Source organism: Pedobacter immunditicola (assembly GCF_037482985.1).
GTDB lineage: Bacteria > Bacteroidota > Bacteroidia > Sphingobacteriales > Sphingobacteriaceae > Pedobacter > Pedobacter immunditicola.
Window position 1 is genome coordinate 394,900 of the sequence record NZ_JBBHKC010000001.1, and the last position, 21,389, is coordinate 416,288.

Here is a 21,389-nt window from a genome sequence, read left to right on the forward strand (position 1 = left end):
TCATTCATCACCTTTAAAAAACAAATGATATTATATGAAAAAAATATTTTGTTTACTTTTTATAGGCATGGCTTTGTCGGCCTGCAAAAAAGAAGAGAATCAAATCAGTATGCCTTCTGATATTTCTAACGTAAGTGTAGAACCAAGGGTAGGCGGTGCTGTCGTAAAATGGACATTACCTCAGGACAGCAATTTTTTATATGCAGAAGTGAGGTACACCAAAAAAGGAGAAATCGTTAAAACCAATGTCAGCAAGTATACAGACTCCTTATTGGTAACTGGTTTATTAAATAAATTGGATTATACTTTTGAAATTCAAACTTTTAACAAGGATTTAACTCGTATTGAAGGAGGAACGGTTTTGACAACAAGTGCTGTTAAACCTATCAGGAGAAGTATACAGACTGTTTATTTACCTTTACAACTCACTAAACTAGCAGTTACCAATGCTATGATTCAAACTTATACGCAGGAATCGACGGAAGGCCATAAAGAAAATTTGGTAGATGAAAACAAGTCTACCTACTGGCATTCGGCATGGTCTGCCGGCGTACAACCCTTGCCACATTGGATTACGATAACCTATAAGGATATCACTTCCATGGGCGCCATCAAATACTACTTCAGACAAAATGCATCGGCAAACGGGCGACCAACACAGTTCGCACTTGATAAGAGTAATGATGGTATCACCTGGACCAGGGTTTGGACTTCAAGTCCAAATTTATCGACTTCTACTGCTGTAGCTAATGAAATTACCCTGCCTTTTGATAAAAACTATCAGGCAAAATATTTTAAACTGCTGGTACTTGCAACTCAGGGCAACACCACTTACGTCACATTGGGGGATATGAGTTTTCACACCATGGGTGAAGAACTGACAGATTTAGAAGAAATAGAAGAGAATAACTATTAACTGTTTTAAGGTTTGACAAAGCGTTACAGGGTGTTGGCGGGGCATTTAGTTCAACCAATCACCCTTTAACGTTCTGAAATAGGCCTAACGATGCGCGCTGACCCTGTTTACCCTAAATCACCCCTATATCAACCGTTTGCGCAGTTATAGAACAATTATTTAGCGTCAACAGTAGTATTTTAGAAAATCGAATTCAATATTACAACTAAACATACAAATGATCTATCCACTAAAATCTAAAATTTTAGGTGTCCTGTTCCTCTTTTCAGGATCAGCGCTGGTGCAGGCCCAGGGTATTCCCGTAGAACTGCAAACACCTGAAATCGTTTCTGTTAACAGGATGCCAATGCGGGCCGAAGCTTTTGCTTATGAAAACAAAGCCCAAGCTGTAAAAAGAACAAAAGAAAACTCTGCTTATTTTATGTCCTTAAACGGTACCTGGAAATTTAACTGGGTGCAGGATCCCGCAAAAAGGCCTGTTGATTTCTATAAAACAGATTACAATGATGCCAGCTGGGATAATTTCAAAGTGCCTGCCAACTGGGAAACCAATGGTTATGGTTTGCCGATCTATGTAAACCATCCCTACGAATTTACCGGTCGCACTAAAATGGGTGCCCGTTTAAATCCTCCTTTCGATATCCCGGTAGACAATAACCCGGTAGGTTCTTACCGCCGCAAAATTAATATTCCTGCCAACTGGGACGGCCGTCAGGTGTTTATTCATTTAGGGGCTGTGAAATCAGCTTTCTATATCTGGGTTAACGGTAAAAAAGTGGGCTATAGTGAAGACAGCAAACTGGCTGCAGAATTCGACATAACCAACTATGTGAAGAAAGGTGAGAACCTTATTGCTTTAGAAGTGTACCGGTGGAGCGATGGCAGTTATCTCGAATGCCAGGACATGTGGCGCATTTCAGGGATTGAACGTGATGTCTATTTATATGCAACACCGAAATTAGATATCCGTGATTTTACCGTAACCTCCAACCTCGATAAAGATTATAAAAATGGTTTGCTGGATTTAAAAGTAGATGTGAACAGCTACCGTCTGGATAAAAAAACGCTCCATAGCAAACCGGATACTTTTTCAGTGGCGGTGGAACTAGCTGACGCTGCAGGCAATATCCTTTGGAAAGAGGAAGCGGCAAACAAAACAGTATTGGGAAATTACCACAGCATAGTGACTTTTAAAAAAGAATTGCCCGCTGTTAAGCACTGGTCGGCAGAACTGCCCTACCTGTATACCTTATACATCACCTTAAAAAACAAAAAAGGAGAGGTGCTGCAGGTGGTTCCTCAGCGTGTAGGTTTCCGTACCATTGAGATTAAAGGAAGCGATTTCCTGGTTAATGGTAAACGTGTTTTCATTAAAGGGGTAAACAGACATGAGCACAATGCAACGCAGGGCCATACCTTAACGCGTGAAGATATGCGCAAGGATATGGAGATGATGAAAAAGCTGAATGTTAATGCGGTTCGTCACTCTCATTACACGCCAGATCCTTACTGGATGGAACTTTGCGATGAATATGGCTTATATGTAGTAGATGAAGCTAATATTGAATCCCATGGCCGTGGTTATAACCTGGACGTAACATTTGCCAATGATAAACAATGGCGCAATCCACATTTTGAGCGCATCACCAGGATGTACGAACGGGATAAGAATTACCCTTCTATAGTAACCTGGTCTTTAGGTAATGAAGCCGGCAACGGGGTGAATATGTATGAAGGCTATGAGTGGTTAAAAAATACCGACCCTGGCCGCCCGGTACAATACGAGCGTGCTGGATGGGATTTTAATACAGACCTGATTGTGCCACAATACCCTGATCCAAGCTGGTTGGTGAAATATTCAACAGGTAAGGAAAACCGTCCGCTGATCATGAGTGAGTTTGCACATATCATGGGAAACAGTTTAGGTAATTATAAAGAATACTGGGAAGCCATTGAAAACAACCCCAAACTGCAAGGTGGATTTATCTGGGAGTGGATAGACCAAGGATTAGATACCATTAAAAATGGTAAGCGCATTTTGGCCTATGGGGGAGATTTCCCACTTTCAGGCCCGGTCGATGAAAATTTCAGTGACAATAACTTCTCTGTAAAGGGAGTGGTTACCGCTTATCGTGAATTGACGCCTATGGCGGTGGAAGTTAAAAAAGTACAGCAGTTTATTAAAACCGCTTACCTTGGTGATCATCAGGTTAGCATTAACAACAGCTATTTTTTTAGGGATATTAACAATACCCAACTGAACTGGGAAATCGTAGAAAACGGAAAAGTAATTGAAAAAGGTACAGTGAAAAGTCTGACCGTTGCCCCAAGGGAAAGCATTAATTTGAGTTTGCCTGTTAAAACTAAAATGAAAGCCAATAAGGAATATTTTCTGAATGTGCGTTACACGCTTAAAGAAGCAGAGCCATTTTTAGAAAAGGGTTATGAAGTGGCTTATGAGCAATTTGACTTGACAAAGAGCCTGGTGCCGGTTACTTCTGCAATAACAAACGGAGCCTTAAAGCTTGCACAGACAGCAGATGCTTATACGGTTTCTGGTAAAAACTTTTTTGTGGTGTTTGACATCAAAGCAGGACTTTTAAAAAACTATACCTACGATAAAGCAGTATTGCTGCAAAACGGTCCGGAGCCAAGTTTCTGGAGGGCACCTACTGACAATGATATCGGCGCTGGTTTTAACAGCAGTCTACGTAAATGGCGTAATGCTTATGCTGAAGGTAAGTTGATCAATGCATCAATTAACAACAATAGTGATGGCAGTTACACCGTAAACTTTAAAAAGGAGCTGATCAACGGAGAAGCAGTTGAAGAGCAGCTGATCACGGTTTATGCAGACGGAACACTTAAAGTTGATAATCGTTTTACTGCTGTGAAAGGTAAATATCCTTTATTGCTAAGGGTAGGAAACAATTTAGAATTGAACGAACAATTTCAAAATATTCAGTTTTATGGCCGTGGCCCGTGGGAAAATTACTCAGACAGAAAAACGGCCTCCCTGGTCGGCATATATAACCAGGAGGTTAAAGACCAATATTTTAATTATGCCCGTCCGCAGGAAAGTGGCAATAAAACAGAGGTACGCTGGGTAAACTTTACCAATAAAAAAGGTAAAGGACTGCAGTTTGTGTATGAGAAAGACCTGCTGAATTTTGCAGCTTTACCTTACAGCCTGGATGACCTTGATCCGGAGATGAATAAAAAGCAATATCACTCCGGCGAATTAACTAAACGCAATAAAATTTATGTCCATATGGATTTGCAACAATCTGGTTTACAGGGGATAGACAGCTGGGGTTCGCATCCATTAAAAGAATACCGGGTGCCTTACACCAATCACCAGTATAGCTACTGGATTAAGCCAATCAAATAATTATCTTTGAATTAAGGGTGTCTGTTCATTTCAGGCACCCTTATTCATAACCTTTAATCTTTGTTTATAACCTTGATCTATGGAATTCAAACGGTTTACTTCATTTATTGTTCTTAACCTCATGGCAACCTGTACATTGTATGCACAGATGGAGGCACAAACCTTGATATTTAAAAAACCTGCCAACAGCTATCTGGAAGCCTTGCCTTTAGGTAATGGAAAGCTGGGGGCCATGGATTTTGGTGGCACCAATACCAACCGGATTGTTTTAAATGAAAAAACATTATGGTCTGGCGGCATACAGGATGCCGATAGTGACAGTGCACATCTTTTTCTCCCTGAAATTCAGAAATTCCTATTAAAAGGAGATAACAAATCAGCACAGGAGCTGCTGCAAAAAAAGTTTGTGAGTAAAGGCAGCGGCACGGGATTTGGCAATGGTGCCAATGACTATTATGGGGCATACCAAACTTTAGGTGACTTATTGATTCAATGGAAAGACACTACTGCTGCAGTAAGCAATTACCATCGTCAATTGGAGCTGGATAAAGCATTGGCAACAACCAGCTGGGAGCGCGAGGGGATTAAATACAGCCAGGAAACATTTGTCTCCATGTCAGGGAACTTTATGGTCATCAGGGTCAGCGCTTCTCAGGAAAATAAAATTAACCTTCGTTTAAGGCTGAATAGAAAGGAACATGCCCTATATAGTAATCGTAAAGGTTTACTGATCATGCAAGGGCAATTGCCAAATAAAGATAAAAAAGGAATGCGTTATGCTGCTGTTCTGAAACCGCAAATCAAAGGCGGCAGCATAAATTTTGCCGCTGATCAGGTGGAGGTAAAGGATGCCACAGAATTGGTGCTTTACTTTAGTGCAGCCACAGATTATAACATCGCCGATCCAGCAAAACCGCTGGGCAACCCACTTTCAAATGCCATCGGAAATATCCTTGTGCAGAATAAGGCTCATTACAACCTTACAAAAACAGCCCATCAGCAGGCATTCCAAAGTTTTTATCAGCGCAATAGTTTTTCCTTACACAGTGTACAGCCGGAAATCGCCAAAATGAGCACACTGGAACGTTTAGTAGCCTATGAGAAGGGTGGCAAGGACGCACAACTGCCGGTGTTGTATTATAATTTCGGGAAATATTTATTAATTTCTTCTTCACAGCCAGGAACTTTACCTGCCAATTTACAAGGCATCTGGGCACCTGAATACCAGACTCCATGGAACGGTGATTACCATTTAAACATCAATCTCCAGATGAATTACTGGCTGGCAGAACCGATGGGATTAGGTGATCTTGCCAAGCCTTTGTTTGAATATACGGCAAGTTTGGTGGAGCCAGGAATGAAAACCGCTAAAGCTTATTACAATGCCCCCGGGTGGGTAGCCCACGTAGTGGCCAATCCTTGGAAATTTACTTCACCGGGCGAGGGCGCAGAATGGGGCTCTACCTTAACTGGTGGTGCCTGGTTAAGTGAGCACATCTGGGAACATTACCGTTTCACTAAAGACAAAAAATTCCTCAAAAAGTATTATCCTGTGTTAAAAGGATCAGCACAGTTCTTATCCTCCATTTTAATTAAGGAACCTAAAAATGGCTGGCTGGTTACAGCGCCATCCAATTCTCCTGAGCATACTTATGTAATGCCTAATGGTTTTAAGGGTACAACGGCGATGGGCCCGACAATGGATATGCAGATCTGCCGGGAATCTTTTGATTACGTGATTGCTGCTGCTGAAATACTGCAGGTTGATCAGGCATGGGCAGATTCTTTAAAGACGATCAGAAAACAACTTGCCCCTTTGCAGATTGGGGCTGCCGGTGATATCAATGAATGGCTGGAAGACTGGAAAGATGCCGAGCCTACCCACCGCCATGTATCCCATTTATATGGCCTGCACCCTTACGATGAAATTACGCCATGGGACACACCAGAAATGGCTGCTGCGGCAAGGGAAACTTTGAAACAACGGGGTGACGGCGGAACGGGATGGTCAAAAGCCTGGAAAATTAATTTCTGGGGAAGGCTAGGTGATGGCGATCATGCCCTGCTTTTGTTAAAACAGTTGCTGAAACCCGTAGGTACTTTTAACGGTACCAATTATGGAAACGGTGGCGGTACTTATCCGAATTTGTTTTGTGGGCACCCGCCATTCCAGATAGATGGAAATTTCGGTGGTGCTGCGGGAATTTCAGAAATGCTGGTACAAAGCCATGGCAAAGATGAAGTGATCAGGTTGCTGCCGGCATTGCCAAGTGCTGCTGAATGGCAAAAGGGTAGCCTGACAGGTTTTAGGACCCGCGGTGCTTTTAGTGTGGATATGTCCTGGGTTAAGGGGAAAGTAGAAAAAGCCCGGTTGACTGCCCTGAAAGGGGGCAACTGTAAAGTATTGTTGCCGGCAGGAAAATCTGTAACTGATGCTGCTGGGAACGTACTTATCGCTAAACAAGCTAAAAGTGGCATCGTGAGCTTCAATACCTTAAAAGATATGGATTATACAATATTGTAGGACAAGCTATCATATGACTAAAACTAGAAGAAAAAACATCTTAAGTTTATTTTTTGCCGCAATCGCCTTGTCGGTTTCTGCACAGCAAAAACCAACAGCAGATCGTCCGAATGTAATTTTCATTTATGCGGATGACCTGGGCTATGGCGATTTGGGTAGTTATGGCGCTACAAAAATAAAAACCCCACATTTAGATCGTCTTGCGGCTTCGGGCATCCGTTTTACCGATGGCCGTTCTACTTCTGCAACTTGCACCCCCTCAAGGTATGCACTGATGACGGGCGAGTACCCATGGCGCCGCCAGGGAACCAGCATTCTACCCGGCGATGCAGTCTTGATTATTCCGACAGATAAAACCACTTTACCGAAAGTATTCAAAAATGCAGGCTACAAAACAGCAATTGTGGGTAAATGGCATTTAGGATTAGGAACTTCCGTTGCAAAGAATTGGAACGCGGATATCAAGCCTGGCCCGAATGAGGTGGGCTTTGACTATTCCTATATCTTTCCGGCAACTGCCGATAGGGTACCTACAGTTTTTATGGAAAATCACAGTGTGGTGGGCCTTGATGAAAATGATCCTATTACTGTAGATTATGCCAAGAAAATAGGCAAGGAACCTACAGGCCTGGAAAATCCCGAGTTGCTGAAAATGAAAAGCTCCCCGAACCACGGACATAATAACACCATTGTCAACGGGATCGGAAGAATAGGTTTCATGACCGGTGGTCAATTGACCCGCTGGGTGGATGAAGAAGTGGCGACTACTTTTTTGTACAAAGCCCAGCAATTTATTGAAGAGAACCAGCAACAGCCTTTTTTTCTGTTCTTTTCTTTAACAGAACCTCACGTGCCCCGCATGCCGGCTACGCCTTTTAAAGGTAAAAGCGGCTTGGGCTTAAGAGGGGATGCTATTTTACAATTGGATTGGACTGTAGGTGAGATCATGAAACAACTGAAACACCTTGGAATGGAAGAAAATACCATGGTCATTTTTAGCAGCGACAATGGTCCTGTTTTGGATGACGGTTATGAGGATGAAGCAGTGACCAAACTAAACGGGCATCTTCCGGCGGGCATACTTCGTGGAGGTAAATACAGTATGTTTGAAGCCGGAACCCGCGTTCCATTTATAGTAAGCTGGCCTGGAAAAATTAAGCCACAGGTTTCTGATGCCCTGGTGAGCCAGCTTGATTTTGTGGCATCATTTGCTAAAATGCTACAACAGCCCATTCCCAAAGGCGAGGCCCCTGATAGTGAAGATTTGTCGGCTGCCTTCTTAGGACATGCGGGTGAAGGGCGTTCCGTGTTTATTGCTCAAGGTGCAGGCCTGGCGATCATCAAAGACGGCTGGAAATATATTCCTGTAAACAAAGGCCTGGCCATCAACAAACTGGTTAACATCGAAACTGGTAACTCCCCGGAACCACAACTGTATGATCTTAAAAATGATCTGGGGGAAAAGAATAACCTGGCAGCAAAATTTCCGAAAAAAGTAAAAGAACTGGCAAATTTGTTAGCGTCAGAACAAAAAAGAAATAAAAAAGAATGAGTTACAAGAACATGACTACCTATTACATAAAGCGTTATTTTACCCTTAGTTTAATATTGATAAGCACCATCGCATTTGCCCAGCAGGGCGGGCCGGTAATTTATCCCACACCTCAGCAGGCTATTTTTCAACCCGGTACCTTTGTACAAGTGGAAAGCCTTAACCTGAGAAACCTGAAGCTCGAAACTGGTTTGCATTCATTATTGGGCAGTGTTTTTAAACTGGCTTCCAATGCAAACAGTATTCCCTTACAGATTGGTCAATTAAAAGCAAGGAAATTCAAATCTGGCGCTTACCAGCTGAGCATCATGCCTGCAGCCATTAAAATAACTGCTGATGATGACCGTGGCGTTTTCTATGCCCTTCAATCGTTATTGCAACTGGCCAAAAGGGAAGGTGGAAACGCCATTTCCCTGCCACAAGGCACGATAAATGATTTTCCGGACCTTCCTTTCCGTGGTACAGTAGAAGGGTTTTATGGCGAGCCATGGAGTCATGAAGACCGCATCTCTCAGTTTCGTTTTTATGGAAAAATGAAATTGAATACCTATATCTACGGGCCAAAAGATGACCCTTACCATTCTTCACCCCACTGGCGTCAACCTTATCCTGAAAAGGAAGCTGCCCGAATTAAAGAATTAGTGGCAGAAGCAAACAAAAACCGCGTCGATTTTGTCTGGGCCATCCACCCCGGTAAAGATATCAAATGGACAAAAGCAGACAGCATCGCGGTATTACAAAAGTTTGATGCCATGTATGGTTTAGGCGTCCGTTCTTTCGCTGTCTTTTTTGATGATATTTCAGGTGATGGTACCCATGCAAACAAACAAGCGGGCTTATTAAATTATATACAACGGCAGTTCGTAAAAAAGAAAAAGGATGTCGCCAATTTGATCATGTGTCCTACCGAATATAACAAAGGCTGGTCTGATCCTAAACCTGGTACCTATCTTGATATTTTAGGAGCAGCGCTTGATCCGGACATTTATGTGATGTGGACGGGTAATACCGTGATTGCCGATGTCACTAAAGAAGGTTTAGAATGGGTGAATAAACGCATCAAACGCCCGGCTTTTTTCTGGTGGAACTTTCCGGTGAGCGATTACGTAAGAGATCATTTATTAATGGGACCGGCTTATGGCCTGGACACCAATGCGCGGGAGGATATGTCAGGTTTCGTTGCTAATCCGATGGATAAAGCAGAAGCCTCTAAAGTAGCGCTTTTTGGCGCTGCAGATTATGCCTGGAACATCCGTAAATATAATTCACAAGCGAACTGGGAGGCTGCTAATCAATATGTGATGCCGGAAGCAACAGCTGCTTTTCGCTTATTTAATTCTCATAACAGTGATCTTGGACCGAATGGACATCGTTACAGAAGAGCTGAATCAGTTGAGATTGAGCCGGTGATCAGCGCCTTTTCAAAAGGTTTTTCTGCTGGGCTTTATCCTGCCAAAGAAGCACAGGAAATTAGCGCTGAATTTGACCGGATCATTGCGGCGCCCCTTCAGATAAGATCAAATAGTAAAAATTTAAGGCTGGTAGAACAAATTTCTCCATGGCTTCAGCAATTCAGTCTTTTGGGGCATGCAGGTAGTGAAGCAATGAAAAGTGTTGCCGATTGGCAAAACAAAGCTTACCCTGTGGCATGGAACCATTACCTGGAAACTGAACGTTATTTAGATAGTATGGTCGTGTTGGACCAGACGCTTAATCAAAACCCCTATCAGCCAGGTGTTGAAACTGGATCTTTGGTGTTGATCCCTTTTGTCAAATCGGTGTTCGAGAAAATGGGACAGTATTTTGTTAACCAGGGGCAGGACAATTTTGCCACTAAAAATGCAATTGAAAAGCAAGTGCAGACCGCTTTGCTGACCAATACATTGAAGTTAAAGAGCCAGCCTTTACAGCTGACTAATGCTACAGTAGCTATTTCACCGGTGCTGGAAGTGGTGAAACTGAATCCTGGAGAATATCTAGGTGTTCAGATCAATCCTTTATTGAAAATAACGGATTTACAATTTCACCTCGAATCGGCTAACCTATTTACATGGGGCCGCTTAGAAACTTCATCAGATGGCCGTTCATGGATGCCTTTATTAGCGGAGCAAAAACGAGGAAAGGGTACGACAGACAAGTTCAATGCTGATACGAAAATGCTGCGCTTCTTGAATTTTTCTGATAAGGAACAAAGTGTTTTCCTGAAATTATTTAAGCTGAATGTGGCTGCAGTCAGTGAATTGGCTGAAACAGAATATGCATTTGATCAAAGCATAACCACTTTTAGCAACTTTTCGAAAGATAAGGCATTGGAAATTTCCCTGCCGAAAGAAATGCAAAAATCTGGTGTAAGGATTCTTGCCAGAAGTAACGGGGCGGATTACAGTATTTCCGGCTTGAATAAAAGAGGTAAAAAAATCATTTTATACCAGGGAAAAGGCAGCTATGTGGAGATCGAACCCGCTCAAATGAAAAAAATAAAAGGTCTGTATTTCAGTACATCCGCAAATGTGCCCATGCGCATTTATGAGATTAATAAATAGCCTTTTTTAACAATATATTTTAGCAGAAACTTCCACATGACTACCAACAATGGTCGTGTGGTAGTTATTGCAAACGGTTGTGCAGATCATTCAAATTAAGCAAGCACATTAATTGTTATTTTGGAACATAATTTAGCCCAATATGAATCGTATGTTTAAATCGGTAGTCATGGTAGTTTTTCTACTCTTGGCTCAAAAGTCACTGATGGCACAGGTCGGGAAACCTAAATATCCCGATTCTTTGTTTGCTACTTATTATCACCAACGACTTTCCTTATTTCAGTCCTTGCCTCAAACCAAGGGCGATATCATTTTCGTTGGTAATAGTATTACGGATGGTGGCGAATGGAATGAGCTATTCGACGATAAAAGAATCAAAAACCGTGGCATCAGTGCTGATATTACCGCAGGTGTGATTCATCGTCTGGATGAAATCGTGAACAGAAAACCGGCGAAAGTTTTTTTGATGATCGGAACCAACGACCTTGCAAGAAATATACCCGAGGATAGTGTAGTTAAAAATATCCTCATCATCGCTGATTACCTGCGTCAGCAGACGCCGGCAACAAAGCTGTTTATTCAAAGTATTTTACCGGTAAATGATGTCTACGGGAAGTTTGCGGGACACACCAATAAAGCAAATCAGATTAACAAGGTAAATGCCCGGTTAAAGTCTAAAGCAGCAGAAAAAAAGTACACGTATATTGACTTATCCACCCCATTTAGTGACCCGTCAGGGAAGTTAAAAGCTGAATTGAGTAATGATGGCCTGCACCTCAAAGGAGAGGCTTATCTCTTGTGGAAGCATTTAATTTACCCTTATGTTTATGACCTTCAGGCTAAACCTGCTATCATCCCCTTGCCACAATCGCTGACCTGGAATAAAGGCCATTTTTCTCTGTATGCCAGTAAGACTATTGTGATAAAGGATGAAGCCTTGCGAAAGGAAGCTGTAGCGCTGCAACAATATTTACGACAAAAAGGAGTAGAGGTCACGATTTCGAAGAACCTGAAAAACCTGAAAAAGGGTGAGCCTTTTATTGAATTGCAGTTAGATAAAAACTTTAAATCGCCACAATATACAGCGGAAGCTTACCGTTTAACGGTGGAGCCGGGAAAGATTAATATCCAGGCAAAAACCGCACATGGTATTTTTTATGGCGTTCAAACACTGCAGCAATTAATCCGCGATGGGGTGATGGTCAATGCCTGTGATATAGTGGACTGGCCAGCTTTTTCCTGGCGGGCTTATATGGTCGATGTGGGAAGAAATTACCAGTCTATGGCGTCACTTAAAAAACAGATCGATGTGATGGCAAAGTACAAATTAAATGTATTCCACTTTCATCCAACCGAGGATGTTGCCTGGCGCATTGCTATAAAACAATACCCTGAGCTTACTGCCCCTGAACACATGACGCGTAATAAAGGAATGTATTACACGGAAAGTGATATGAAGGAGCTGATTGCTTATTGCAAGGAACGCTACATCATGTTTGTACCTGAAATAGATATGCCCGGCCATAGTCAGGCTTTTAAAAGAGCCATGAAAACCGATATGCAATCAGATTCAGGACTGGCGATTGTAAAAAATATTCTTAGCGAGGTGATTGAGACCTATGACTTTCCCTATATCCATATTGGGGCAGATGAAGTGAAAATCACAAACAAGAACTTTGTGCCGGAAGTAACGGCACATATTCAACGTTTGGGAAAGAAGGTAATTGGCTGGGAGCCCGGAGGTAACTTCACTGCGAATACGATTCGCCAGATGTGGATGGAGGACAATAAGAGCATCTCCTCCAATGCCGCTATTCAGTATATCGATTCGAGACATTTGTATATCAATCATATGGATCCCCTGGAAGCTGTGGTCACGATTTTCAACCGACGGATATCCAATAAGGTGAAGGGTGATGATAATGCCATAGGCGCAACTTTATGTGTTTGGCACGACAGGGCGGTTTCCAAAGAAGAAGATATAGAAACGATGAATCCTGTTTATCCCGGCATCCTGACATTTGCTGAAAGAATATGGCGCGGTGGTGGAAAAGAGGGATGGGTTGCCGATATTGGCGAACCGAATACCGAGCGCAGCAATGAATTTATAGAATTTGAGAATCGCTTGCTTGATCAGAAAAAGCAAAACTTTTCAAACGAGTCTTTCCCTTATCAACAACAGTCGACTGTGACCTGGAAATTATATGGTCCTTATGAAAACCGCGGTGATCTGAAGAACAAGTTTGCTCCTGAAACCAGCGACATCAAGCAGTTGAAAGCCTCCAAGGAAGTTGTTGGCGGTACAATCGTATGGCGCCATTGGTGGGCACCGCTGATTAGCAGCGTTTTGGATAGTCCGAAAGAAAATACGACCTGGTATGCCGCCTCCCGAATCTGGAGTGATGAAGATAAAGTGCAGGATTTTTGGATCGGCTTCAATAATTTGTCGCGCTCTATGGCCACAAATTCTCCAATGCCCGGCACCTGGGATAATCACCAGAGTAAGGTTTGGGTAAACGGAACAGTGATCGATCCGCCAACCTGGAAAAGGGGAGGGCAAACTGGGCATCCGGAAATACCTTTGGCAGATGAAGGATATGAATACCGTGAGCCTACAAAAATCCGACTGAAAAAAGGCTGGAATGATGTCCTGATCAAATCGCCCATAGCAAGCTTTAAAGGGAAAAACTGGCAAAACCCGGAAAAATGGATGTTTACCTTTGTTGCTGCTGAATAGCAATAATATTACGCTAAATCACCTTTTTAGCTGAAATTTCATCGTCATTCCTGACTCCGTTTTTCGATCCAATTATAGATAGGAGAACGGGGTCCGGGATGACGTTAAACAGGTATTACACCCAGGATTTGCCGTTTCTCCTGTGAAAAAAATACTGACTAATTTCACTTATCAGTCAATATGCAAACGCTTGTGTGAAGATAATCCGTTGTTCTGTACCTGTAATCACCCAACATAAGGATAAAGAACGTTTCTGTCACTCATCTTAATTCTATTAATTTAAAGGTAAATAACCGGCAAACCATACGCCTTTTCACTCAATCGTTTGCGTTGACCTTAGTCCCTGTCCGTTTAATTTAAACATTTAGTTTAGAAGTTGAAAATTTACCTGTTTTCTTAATACAGGGTAAAGGTTTAATTAACATAACAACTAAAACCTATAATGATTAAAATTTTACTAAACGTGCTACTTCGAAAAGCGAAGTTAACCGCAGTATTCTTTTTTCTTGCGATACTGCAAGTAAGTGCTGCGGATCCGATTACTGTTAGTGGAACAGTAACTGACAGCCAGGGTCAGCCCATTCCTGGAGTGAGCATTAGAGTCAAAGGCACCACACAAGGTGTTGTTGGTGATGCAGACGGTAAGTACACCGTTAATGTAGCTGATCAAAATGCGACATTGGTATTTAGCTACCTAAATTACACCACAAAAGAAGTGGTTGTTGGTACGCAGAAAATCATTAATGTTTCTTTAACTGAATCAACCGAATTATTGAATGAGGTTGTGGTAGTAGGTTATGGTACACAGAAAAAAGTAAATTTATCTGGTGCTTTAAATACCGTGAGCACAAAGTCCATTACCAATAGACCAGTTACTTCATTAACTAACGCGCTGCAGGGTGCAGTACCGGGGATGGCCGTTCTTGCCCGTCCGGGTGATGTTGGTGCTGATATCGGTACCATCAATGTGAGGGGCCGCGGTAACCTTGGCGCTTCCAGTCCGTTATTCGTAGTGGATGGCGTTCCTGTAGAAGGTGGTGATTTTGCCCGTATCAACCCTAATGACGTGGAAAGCATGTCTGTGTTAAAAGATGCTTCTGCTTCCGCAATTTATGGTTCAAGAGCGGCTTACGGAGTAATCCTGGTAACCACTAAAAAGGGTAAAGAGGGCAAGATGGCAGTGAACTACAATGCCTATTATGGTATTCAATCTGCATTGATCCTTCCTGATTGGTTAGGTTCTTATGATTACGCTACCTTAAGAAACGAGGCAGCAACAAATGCCGGAAAATCTCCTGTATATTCTTCAGCAGAACTGGATAAAATTTTAAACCAGAGTGATCCTGATAATTTTCCTGATAATAACTGGTACGATTTAACCTTAGATAAAAATGCACCCATCATGGAGCATTCCCTTAATATTTCAGGTGGTGGTAAAACCAAGTATTATATCAGCGGATCTTATTTTGACCAGAATTCATTGAATGCTGGAAAGAACTTAAAGCGTTATTCTATCCGTTCAAACACAGATTCTCAGATCAGCGAAAAGTTTAAAATTGGATCTAACATCTCCTTCATCAGGGATAACCTAAAAAATGATGCAGGGAGCACCAATTTTGTTTCTTTGAACCGTGTAGTTCCTTTGTTAGTGAATAAACAAAGCAATGGTGAATGGGGAAGTATGAACGGTGGTAAAGTAGATGGTACTTTAGCAGCCAACAACCCATTGCGGATGTTGGAAGAAGGTGGTAGAAACTCTTATAACTACAGCAGGTTATTGACTTCTGTAAACGGAACGTATACGCCGATCAAAGGTTTGGATATTAACGGTATGTTATCTTATAACTATTACAATACAGTTTCTTCAGCCTTTATCAACAGGATGGATCCAATTAATAATTTCCTTACCGGAACACCAATTAATAGTACCGGTGTACCGATCAATCAATTGGATGAAAAATGGTATAACAGTGGAAAGTTTTTAGCTCAGGTAACAGCAGGTTATGAGAAAACAATCGGAAAACACTATGGCAAAATCTTAGCTGGTGCATCTTACGAGGATTTTGATGATAAATCTATCCAGGTGATCCGCAGGAATTTCGTAAACAATGATTTAGATGCGATTAATGCAGGATCAAGGGATCCATTGAATACCAATAGTTTTGGTTCAATCAATGAAAATGCATTTCAATCAGTATTTGGCAGGTTTAACTATGCTTATGATGATAAGTATTTATTTGAAGCCAGTATGCGTGTGGATGGTTCTTCGCAATTTGCTACAGGCAAACGTTGGGGTGCCTATCCATCATTCTCTGGTGCATGGCGTTTATCGCAGGAAGATTTCATGCAATCAGTATCCTGGGTTGATGAATTAAAAGTACGTGCTTCATGGGGTAAATTAGGAAACGTAAGTAACGTAGGGAACTACGACTTTTATGATGGTTTAAATACAGGAACCGCCGTAATCCTTGACCAAAGCAAACAAGATGGTGTATGGCCGGGAAGATTGGCTAACCCTACTTTATCATGGGAAAAAGTTAACATGACCAATATTGGTTTAGATGCGAGCATATTTAACAACAAATTAAGCGTTCAGGTTGATGCCTTCAACAGAGTAACCAATGGTATTTTGTTGGTGAATCCATCATTGCCTGATGAAGCTGGTTTAGTGGTTTCAACTGATCCTGCTGCTAACACAGCACCTTCAGTTAACCTGGCACAGGTTCAAAACAGAGGTGTTGAATTAAGTCTTACCCACAGCAATACAATCGGTGAATTCAGTTATTCTATTGGCGGTAACTTCAGCAAAATCTGGAATAAAGTGAGTGACCTTGGTGGAACAGGTGACCAGATCAGCGGTGTGTACATCAACCGTGTTGGTGCACCAATCGGTTCATTTTACATGTATGAAGCAGATGGCCTTTTTGTAGACCAGGCTGAAGTAGATAACCATGCTTTTCAGGCGGTGAACACCAAACCAGGTGATATTAAATTTAAAGATTTAAGCGGTCCTGATGGAAGTCCTGATGGTATCGTTGATGGCTTCGACCGTACCATTACCGGTACTGATGTTCCATATATCACTTACGGCCTGAACCTGAGTGCAAATTATAAAAACTTTGATTTATCTGTACTTGGTCAGGGTGTTGCTGATGTGGATGTTTACCTTACGGGAGAAGCTTCACAAGCATTTTTTAACGGTGCAGGTGTGAAAAGATATGCACTTAACCGTTGGACAGCTGAAAATCCTGATCCAAATGCAGATTACCATCGTTTACTTCAATCTGCAGACAATGCACAAAACATGAAAGGTTCGAGCTTCTGGTTGTACGATGCCGATTATTTCAGAATTAAATCAATTACGCTAGGTTATACACTTCCGAAAAGTGTTGTTGAACCCTGGAAAGTTTCAAACCTAAGGTTCTATGTATCCAGCAACAACTTGTTTACCGTTCGCGCTGATAAAAGAATGAAAGATTTTGATCCGGAAATGGCTTCTACAAGAGCTTCATACCCTCAAATGAAATCATTTTCTTTCGGAGTTAATTTAACCTTTTAGTCACCCTTTTTTAAAAGAACATGAAGAAAATATATTATTTACCCCTGGTGATATTTGCTGTAAGCACACTGACTGCATGCAAGAAATCATCTCTTGACAGGGTACCGCAAGACCAGCTTTCAAGTGAGACTTTCTGGACTTCTGAAAATGAGGCAAGATTGGCCTTGAACGGATTGTATACCTATCTAAGTAATGGTTATAATTATACCTATGATGATAGCGCTTCCGATAATGCTTATGCACAATACCCATGGGAAACCACTGCTGTTGCAGTAAGTGCAGGTAATGTCGACGCAACGATTGACGTAGGCTATAAATCAAGGTATACTCAAATCAGGAAATTCAACTACTTCCTGGCCAACGTTGACAAAACCCCGATGGACGAAACCTTGAAAAAGAGGTTCATTGCAGAAGCTAAAGTGATCAGGGCATTCGCTTATTTTGAACTGGCAAAAGTTTTTGGTCCTGTTCCATTGCTTACAGAATCTTATACAGATCCTGAAACAACAGGTGTAGCACCAACGCCTGAGGCTGAGGTGATCGCATTTTCTCTTGCTGAGCTGACTGCCGCAATTAATGACTTGCCGCAAAGTTATGCAGGTGGTAAAAATAATGAAACTGGCCGTATTACGGCTGGTGCAGCCTGGGCCATCAAGAGCAGGATAGAATTGCATTATGCTAAATGGGCAGATGCTGCTGCCAGTGCTCAAAAGGTAATGGGCATGGGCTACCAATTATTCAGGGTGCCTGCAGCTACCGCTGATGATATGAAAGATGATTATTCTGCTTTTGTAACTTTCGCTGATGAGGCCGAAAAGGAAAAATTCTATAAGGGTTTAGCAAGTTATGAGCAACAATTCTGGAAAGTAAATGAAAATAATAAAGAACCTATTTTAGTTTCTCAGAATATTGATAATTCACCTTATGATTATGGAAACGGATTAGGAACGATGTTTGTTTCTTCCGATTTAGGTGGATGGAGCTCCATTACGCCAACGCAAGAACTGGTTAATGCTTATTGGGATAGAAACGGGCGCCCTTTTACTCCGCCAACTGCTGCAGCACGTGCCACCAGCTATAATGATGGAAAGCCAACTGCAACTTATTACAACGAGTTTAAAAACAGGGATACACGTTTATATGCAAGTATTTTATTCCCTTCAAATCCATGGAACCACTTTAATGAGGGTTATAAATTTACATGGGGCCGTGGTGGTAATAACAACAGTAAGACAGGTTATAACTTCAGGAAACTGGTTGACCCGAAATTTGTTAAAGAAGAATTCGACGGAGCACAGGATTTCGCGATCATCCGTTATGCAGAAGTGTTGTTGACTTATGCTGAAGCACAGAATGAAGCATTTGGTCCTGATGGTACAGTTTATGCCGCCATCAACGACATTCGTGACCGTGCCGGAATGCCAGCTGTAGATCAGGCCGTGGTAAATACCAAAGAAGCCATGCGTGAGCTGATCAGAAATGAGCGCCGCATTGAGCTTGCCGCTGAAGGTCAGCGTTATGCCGATATCAGAAGATGGAAAATTGGTAAAGACGTGATGAAAAGCACTTATGACCTGACTAACAGTATCGTTCAGGAACGTATATGGCAAGATCGTTTTAACCTGATGCCTTATCCTCAAAGTGCTTTGGATCATAATGCTAATCTCAAAGCAGCACAGGCAACCAAAGGATATTAATAATTTTTGCGTTTGTGTTTTAGCCCCGGTTCTGAAAAGAGCCGGGGCTTTTTTGTGAAATGAGCGTTCATATAAGTTTCAGTTGAGGATTATCGAAGGATCTTTAGAAGATGGCTTGTTTTCTAGTTTAGCTTTGGTGTACTTTAAGGTATGAGTGATGCTAAGCTTATTCTTCAGTAAATTTGTTATTTTCCATTAACTATCGTAATATTGCAATGTATATGGGACTCACAAAAACCGAGATGTTTACGGCTGAACAGAATCAGCTCGCACGATTGTTAAAAGCGATGGCTCATCCTGCGCGTATTGCTATTCTCCAAAGAATCCTGGTATCTAATACCTGTATTTGTGGTGATTTAGTCGAAGAGTTAGGACTTGCCCAGGCTACGATATCGCAACACCTTAAGGAATTAAAAAACGCCGGAATCATACAAGGTACGATTGAAGGTGTAAGCGTTTGCTACTGCATTGATCCTGTAACATGGAAGTTGTTGGAAACACAAATAGGTGCCTTCCTTGGATCTTATAAAGCAGGGGCTATCTGCTGCTAATTTTTTGCATACATCGATCGTTTAATTGTAATATAACAAAGTTAAAAATATCAATCATGAAACTATCAGCTATAAAAAATCATTTGGCACAGGCCGAAAGCGTAAACTTTCAATTAGAAAACGGCACACTTGTTCCTGAACATTTCCATGTGACCGAAGTTGGCATGATCACAAAAGACTTCATTGACTGCGGCGGAACTGTTCGCCATGAAAAAGTAGCCAATTTTCAACTTTGGGACGCTAATGATTACGAACATCGTTTAAAAGCAGGCAAGTTGTTAAACATCATAGCGCTTTCAGAACAAGTATTGGGAATGGAAGATTTAGAGATTGAAGTGGAGTATCAGGCAGAAACAATCGGTAAGTATGATCTTGGTTATGACGGTACAAATTTCCTTTTAATCTCTAAAAAGACGGCTTGCCTTGCACCAGACAAATGTGGTGTGCCTGCAGAAAAACCGACAGTACAATTGCAGAATCTTGCTGTATCTGGATCAGCCTGTACACCAGGCGGAGGTTGCTGCTAATACTTTATCCTATGGAAATCGTTGAAATGTTACTGAGTCATTGGGATGAAGTCAAGTTAATCTATCAGCAGGGGATAGCTACAAAACAGGCGACCTTTCAAACAGAGGCACCAGGTTGGGAAGAATGGGACAAAAGCCATATACCCACTTTTAGATACATTGCGATCATAAATGATACCATTGCTGGCTGGGCAGCATTGACACCCGTTTCTAGCAGATGTGTTTATGCCGGAGTTGCCGAGGTGAGTGTATACGTTCACCAAGATTACAGGGGTAAAGGAGTTGGGAAATCTTTACTTGAAAAATTAATAGCTGAAACAGAGCAAGCGAATATCTGGACAATACAGGCAGGCATCTTCCCTGAAAACCTGTCAAGCATAGCCTTACATGAAAAATTAGGTTTTCGGCAGGTTGGCTTCAGGGAAAGTATAGGCAAGCTGGACGGGGTTTGGAGAAATACCATTTTATTAGAGCGACGAAGTAAAATTGCAGGACAAGGTTAACAGTAAATCATAACCACAGGTATAATAACGGCATAATCTTATGAAAACGATATTAATGCTAACGGATTTTTCGGAGACTGCGAACCACGCAGTTTCCTATTTGACTTCCATTGCAGGGCAACTGGGAACAGAAAAGATCATTTTGTACCACTCTACTCACGTCACTCATCCGGATATGGTGATGATCACAGATGTATTAGTGCCAATGCCAAGTGGACGTTATGAGGTATATAAGGAGGCATTAACGGAGCTCGAGAAGATCAAAATAAAGCTGGAGATTTTATTTGAACAGAAGATGTCTGTTGAACTCCTTACAGATGATCGTCCTGTTATCAAGGCTGTTGAAGAAATCGTTAGTGCTAAAAATGTTGACTTGGTCGCGCTTGGAATAAGCGGGATGCATGATCAGGGGAACAATAGTGTAGGCAGAATTCCTGCACATTTGATGACGAGACACGAATTCCCCTTACTTATTATTCCCTCTTTAGCTCCTGTTGGTAAAGTGGACAGCATCATGTTAGCTTGTGAATTGAAAGATATTTCTGATAGGTTGCCAACTGTTCAACTGAAAGCCATCGTTAAAACTTTCAATGCCTCCTTTTATATCGTTAATGTAAACCAAAATGAAAATACCGCTGCGCCAGAGCTCATTAAAGAACAAACTGATTTACATCGTCTTTTAGATGAACTTCAGCCGGAATTTCACTACATCGAAAATAAAGATATAGTAGCAGGGCTGCTTGAATTCGCTGATGTTCATCAAATAGATTTGATTGTGGCAGTGCCCAAACAACGAGGACTTCTGGAAAGGCTTTTCCATGAAAGTGCCACAAAAAAAATAGCTATAAAAGCGACCAAGCCATTATTATTACTTCATAAAAACAATTAA

At 41.8% G+C, this 21,389-nt stretch carries 12 protein-coding genes; all 12 read left to right on the forward strand.

All coding sequences use genetic code 11. The features are described 5' to 3' along the window. Nucleotides 1-34: 34 nt before the first annotated feature. The 12 genes from WG905_RS01680 (at nt 35) to WG905_RS01735 (ending at nt 21,389) form a co-directional block, all read left to right on the forward strand. On the forward strand, nt 35-916 hold the full coding sequence (locus WG905_RS01680) for a discoidin domain-containing protein (protein WP_339589955.1): 882 nt from the start codon (nt 35-37) through the stop codon (nt 914-916). A 217-nt stretch (nt 917-1,133) separates the two neighbouring features. Next, a complete protein-coding gene (locus WG905_RS01685; RefSeq protein ID WP_339589956.1) occupies nt 1,134-4,307 on the forward strand; it encodes a glycoside hydrolase family 2 TIM barrel-domain containing protein in 3,174 nt (1,057 codons plus the stop codon). Nucleotides 4,308-4,386: 79 nt separating this feature from the next. Further along, nucleotides 4,387-6,831 (forward strand): glycosyl hydrolase family 95 catalytic domain-containing protein, encoded by a 2,445-nt coding sequence (locus tag WG905_RS01690; protein WP_339589957.1) that lies wholly within the window; start codon nt 4,387-4,389, stop codon nt 6,829-6,831. A gap of 13 nt (nt 6,832-6,844) precedes the next feature. Further along, nucleotides 6,845-8,383: a sulfatase family protein gene (locus WG905_RS01695; RefSeq protein WP_339589958.1), complete on the forward strand. Its 1,539-nt coding sequence runs from the start codon at nt 6,845-6,847 to the stop codon at nt 8,381-8,383. Beyond that, nucleotides 8,380-10,926, forward strand: a complete 2,547-nt coding sequence (locus tag WG905_RS01700; RefSeq protein WP_339589959.1) for a beta-N-acetylglucosaminidase domain-containing protein — start codon at nt 8,380-8,382, stop codon at nt 10,924-10,926. The genes WG905_RS01695 and WG905_RS01700 overlap by 4 nt, the downstream gene beginning before the upstream one ends. A gap of 169 nt (nt 10,927-11,095) precedes the next feature. Beyond that, nucleotides 11,096-13,663 carry a family 20 glycosylhydrolase gene (locus tag WG905_RS01705; protein ID WP_339589960.1) on the forward strand — a complete coding sequence of 856 codons (2,568 nt, stop codon included), beginning with the start codon at nt 11,096-11,098 and terminating at the stop codon, nt 13,661-13,663. Between the two features lie 442 nt (nt 13,664-14,105). Next, nucleotides 14,106-17,222 carry a SusC/RagA family TonB-linked outer membrane protein gene (locus WG905_RS01710; RefSeq protein ID WP_339589961.1) on the forward strand — a complete coding sequence of 1,039 codons (3,117 nt, stop codon included), beginning with the start codon at nt 14,106-14,108 and terminating at the stop codon, nt 17,220-17,222. 20 nt (nt 17,223-17,242) lie between these two features. Next, the gene (locus WG905_RS01715; RefSeq protein ID WP_339589962.1) at nt 17,243-18,919 is read left to right on the forward strand and encodes a RagB/SusD family nutrient uptake outer membrane protein; all 1,677 of its coding nucleotides are present in this window, start codon (nt 17,243-17,245) and stop codon (nt 18,917-18,919) included. 221 nt (nt 18,920-19,140) lie between these two features. After that, nucleotides 19,141-19,470 (forward strand): ArsR/SmtB family transcription factor, encoded by a 330-nt coding sequence (locus WG905_RS01720; RefSeq protein ID WP_339589963.1) that lies wholly within the window; start codon nt 19,141-19,143, stop codon nt 19,468-19,470. 56 nt (nt 19,471-19,526) lie between these two features. Next, a complete protein-coding gene (locus WG905_RS01725; protein ID WP_339589964.1) occupies nt 19,527-19,997 on the forward strand; it encodes a DUF6428 family protein in 471 nt (156 codons plus the stop codon). Nucleotides 19,998-20,008: 11 nt separating this feature from the next. After that, nucleotides 20,009-20,500 (forward strand): GNAT family N-acetyltransferase, encoded by a 492-nt coding sequence (locus tag WG905_RS01730; protein ID WP_339589965.1) that lies wholly within the window; start codon nt 20,009-20,011, stop codon nt 20,498-20,500. A 40-nt stretch (nt 20,501-20,540) separates the two neighbouring features. Further along, a complete protein-coding gene (locus WG905_RS01735) occupies nt 20,541-21,389 on the forward strand; it encodes a universal stress protein (RefSeq protein WP_339589966.1) in 849 nt (282 codons plus the stop codon).

Coding starts and splice junctions, on each gene's coding strand:
- WG905_RS01685 (WP_339589956.1), top strand. CDS start 1,134: ATGATCTATCCACTAAAATCTAAAATTTTAGGTGTCCTGTTCCTCTTT.
- WG905_RS01720 (WP_339589963.1), top strand. CDS start 19,141: ATGGGACTCACAAAAACCGAGATGTTTACGGCTGAACAGAATCAGCTC.
- WG905_RS01730 (WP_339589965.1), top strand. CDS start 20,009: ATGGAAATCGTTGAAATGTTACTGAGTCATTGGGATGAAGTCAAGTTA.
- WG905_RS01725 (WP_339589964.1), top strand. CDS start 19,527: ATGAAACTATCAGCTATAAAAAATCATTTGGCACAGGCCGAAAGCGTA.
- WG905_RS01690 (WP_339589957.1), top strand. CDS start 4,387: ATGGAATTCAAACGGTTTACTTCATTTATTGTTCTTAACCTCATGGCA.
- WG905_RS01695 (WP_339589958.1), top strand. CDS start 6,845: ATGACTAAAACTAGAAGAAAAAACATCTTAAGTTTATTTTTTGCCGCA.
- WG905_RS01700 (WP_339589959.1), top strand. CDS start 8,380: ATGAGTTACAAGAACATGACTACCTATTACATAAAGCGTTATTTTACC.
- WG905_RS01715 (WP_339589962.1), top strand. CDS start 17,243: ATGAAGAAAATATATTATTTACCCCTGGTGATATTTGCTGTAAGCACA.
- WG905_RS01680 (WP_339589955.1), top strand. CDS start 35: ATGAAAAAAATATTTTGTTTACTTTTTATAGGCATGGCTTTGTCGGCC.
- WG905_RS01710 (WP_339589961.1), top strand. CDS start 14,106: ATGATTAAAATTTTACTAAACGTGCTACTTCGAAAAGCGAAGTTAACC.
- WG905_RS01705 (WP_339589960.1), top strand. CDS start 11,096: ATGGTAGTTTTTCTACTCTTGGCTCAAAAGTCACTGATGGCACAGGTC.
- WG905_RS01735 (WP_339589966.1), top strand. CDS start 20,541: ATGAAAACGATATTAATGCTAACGGATTTTTCGGAGACTGCGAACCAC.